4 protein-coding genes are annotated in these 3,339 nt (G+C 72.1%); 1 reads left to right on the forward strand and 3 read right to left on the reverse strand.

Annotation, left to right across the window (positions count from 1 at the left end):
• Positions 1 to 518, reverse strand: a 518-nt coding sequence (locus ACWEVN_RS47275; protein ID WP_452055633.1) for an ABC transporter ATP-binding protein, incomplete at its 3' end; no start/stop codon positions are given.
• Positions 519 to 593: 75 nt separating this feature from the next.
• Positions 594 to 1,352, reverse strand: a complete 759-nt coding sequence (locus ACWEVN_RS47280; RefSeq protein WP_452055634.1) for an SDR family NAD(P)-dependent oxidoreductase — start codon at positions 1,350 to 1,352, stop codon at positions 594 to 596.
• Between the two features lie 69 nt (positions 1,353 to 1,421).
• Between ACWEVN_RS47280 and ACWEVN_RS47285 the strand changes: the two genes are divergently transcribed.
• Entirely contained in the window at positions 1,422 to 2,351 is a 930-nt protein-coding gene (locus ACWEVN_RS47285; RefSeq protein WP_449686144.1) for a hypothetical protein, read from the forward strand.
• Here ACWEVN_RS47285 and ACWEVN_RS47290 read toward each other — a convergent pair.
• Complete coding sequence (locus ACWEVN_RS47290; RefSeq protein WP_452055635.1) at positions 2,348 to 3,151, reverse strand: hypothetical protein; 804 nt, start codon at positions 3,149 to 3,151, stop codon at positions 2,348 to 2,350. The genes ACWEVN_RS47285 and ACWEVN_RS47290 overlap by 4 nt on opposite strands.
• Positions 3,152 to 3,339: the final 188 nt, after the last annotated feature.

Consider the following 3,339-nt stretch of genomic DNA (forward strand, 5'->3'; position numbering starts at 1 on the left):
GGCTCGTCGGCGAACAGCACGGCGGGGTTGGTGACCAGGGCCCGCGCGATCGCGACGCGCTGCTGCTGGCCGCCGGAGAGCTGCCCGGGTAGGTGCTTGCGGCGCCCGTCGAGCCCGACGTGCGCGAGGATCCGCGCCACCAGCCGCTTGTCCGGACGCTTGCCGGCCAGTTGCAGCGGCAGCACGACGTTCTGCTCGACCGTCAGCGCCGGGAGCAGGTTGAACGCCTGGAAGACGAAGCCGACGCGGTCGCGCCGCAGCTTCGTCAGGTAGGTCTCGTTCTTCCCGTCGAGGTCCTGGCCGTCGAGCACGACCCGGCCGGACGTCGGCCGGTCGAGGCCGGCCGCGCAGTGCAGGAAGGTGCTCTTGCCCGAGCCGGACGGGCCCATCACCGCGGTGAACCCGCCGCGCGGGAAGGAGATCGAGACCCCGTCCAGCGCGACCACACCGTCGCCGTACTCCTTGCGCACGGCCTCGAGCCGGACCGCGTCGGCTGCCTCGTGCCACCCAGTTGTCATGGGGAAAACGCTATTGAGCACACCCCCGGACCACCCTGGTGCGCGCGTGCGTCTTGCGGGTAGGGACAGCCCTACTCAGGTGCGGCCGCGGCCCCCGCTGATCCGGCGCAGCACCGCGCGCGGCAGCAGGCCGCCGATCGCGACGACGGCCTTGTACTGCAGGCTCGGCACGGAGATCACCTTGCCGCGGCGCAGGTCCTTGAGCGCCTCGCCGACCACCTGTTCGACACCCAGCCAGGCGATTTTCGGGCCGGCTTTCCCGATCCCGGCCCGTTCGTGGAATTCGGTGGCCGTGAAGCCGGGGCACAGCGCCATCATCCGGATACCCTCGGGCAGCGACGCGGCGATGCCTTCGCTGAACGACGTGACCCAGTTCTTGCTGGCCGTGTACGTCGAACCGCGGCCGCTGAAGAAGCCTGCCACGCTGCTGACCTGGATGATTTCGCCGTGGCCGCGTTCGATCATGCCGGGCAGCACGGCCCGGGTGAGCCGCAGGACCGCGGTGACGTTCACGTCGAGCTGGCGTTGCAGCGCGTCCGGCGGGATGGTCCAGAAGTCGCCGTTCAGCCCGAAGCCGGCGTTGTTCACCAGGAGGTCGACCGGCCCGGCGGCGAGCCGCTCCTCGACCGCCGTCCGGCCGTCCACTTCGGACAGATCGGCGGGCAGCACCTCGACGGCCACGCCGTGCGTTTCCCGCAGCTCAGCGGCGTACGCCTCCAGCCGCGCGGCATCGCGGGCGACGAGCACCAGGTCGTATTTCTGGGCGGCGAGCGTGCGCGCGAACTCCGCACCGATGCCCGCGGTAGCGCCGGTGATGAGAGCGGTGGTGGTCATGTGGGTGAACATACCCGCTGGTCACGGGTGGACGTGCGTTCGATTCGGCGGGGAAGTATCGTCCGCCGCATGGGTAAGCACAGCAGGCGCAAAAGCGGCTATCTGCCCAAAGTCGCCGCGGGCGCGGCGCCCGTCGCGCTGCTCTTCGCCGCCCCCGCCGCGGCGCTGGCGAGCCCGGCCGAGGTGACCCTGCCGATCGACCACCGCGACGACAGCACGTTCCGCCGCGACGTCGCGACCTCGGGCGAGGACGGCACGTCGGTGGTCCGCGAAACCCTGACCGCGACCCGCCACGACTTCCTCGCGAAGGAGATCGCCGGTGCGGTGCTCACCAACGACCTCACCGAGTCCGCGATCACCCGCCGCGAAGAACGGCAGACGGACACGACGGCCGCGTCGCAGGAGGCCGAGTCGCTCGCCCGCGCCGGCCGGCACACCCTGCGCCTGGGCGACGTCCGCGCGGTCACCGCGAACAACCAGCGGCTCGGCCAAGGCGCGTCCCGGAACCTGGCGCTGGCGCCCCTCGGCGGCGGCGCCGAGCACCGGATCGGCCTCGGCGAAGGCACGAGCCACGGCATCTGGCCCGCCGACGGCGTAGACGTCCTGAGCCAGAACGCCGAACAGCTGGACACGGGCCTGTACGGCACCTTCGCGGGCGACCTCCAGGGAGCGCTGTCGGCCCGCAGGTCATCGGGCCAAGCCGTCGACGTGGGCCGCTTCGGAGCGGTCGGCGCGACGTCCGAGCAGCACGCCACCGGCCAGATCACCGGCGTCCTGGACGTGGGCCAGAGCCACGAAGCGGGTGGCCAGCTGGGCCCGGCGTGGGGCCTGGTGAAGACGAGCCAGTCCCTCGGCCCGGCCGGCCCGGCGGGGTCGATCCGCGGCGACCTCGGCGTGGACCACGTGGTCCACGCCGAAGGCGGCACGACGTCGGTGCGCGGCACCCTGGACCGGTCGGTGACGCTCAGCGCGCTCGACCGGCCGGTGCTCGGCTTCTAGCTCTCGCTCGGCTTCGGTTCGACGTCCGCCGGCGGCTGCTGGGCCGGCGTCCCCGCCGCCGGGGTGCCCGGAGCCGGAGCCGGGGTCTGGGCCGTCGCCGGGGCCTGGGCCGTGGCCTCGGACGGGACCGGGGCGCTCGCCTGGTGGCGGCCCGCGTCGTAGTCCTCGTCGAACGGGTCGACGATGTCCGCGATCTCGCCGAGGTCGCGCAGCAGGCGTTCCAGCCGCGACGGCCCGGCCGTCGGGACCACGCTGGCCAGCACCCACTCGTTCTCCAGCCAGGCCACGCCGACGTCGCCGCCCAGCTGGTCGGCCGCGTCCACCAGCTCCTGCGTGATCACCACGCGGGCGCCGTCCGCGTCGTCCGCGAAGGCGTAGCGGGCACCGATCGGGCCGAGCATCTCGGGCATGTCCGCGCGCTGGAACGGGACGCTGGACAGCCACATCTCGATCGGGATGCGGTGCTTCTTGTTGCAGCGCACCGCGACGACGACCGCGGGGATCTGGCCCTCGGTCTCGATGTCGAAGATGAACACCGGGCGGCGGCCGTCGGAAGTGAAGGTGGAACCCGCGACGACGTTCACGGCCGCGTCCGCGCCGAAGTAGCCGATCGCGCCGTTCGACCACTGCTGCGGCAGGCGCTCGTCCTCCTCGACGAACTGCCAGCCGCGCAACTGTGCCCAGCGCATTCGCTCGCGGTTGCGCGAGCCCTCCTTCGCCCGGTCGGCCGCGAGCAGCCCCAGCCCCGCCACCAGGGCGACGGCCGCGATGACGAACCAGATCCACGCCGGAATACCCACGTCGGCCAGGGTATCGCCTCCTTAGGCCGGAGGGATGATCGCCGGTACCCGTGTCGCCGGGCCCATTCGGAGCATTTTGCCCGGTCGCGGGTCGACAAATCGCCAACTCGCCATTGTGGACGCCCCCACCGTCGTGGGGGGGTTTGGGGGGGGTTTGTAGAAACGAGAAAACAAAACCCGGCGAAACC

The organism is Amycolatopsis sp. NPDC003861 (assembly GCF_053605405.1).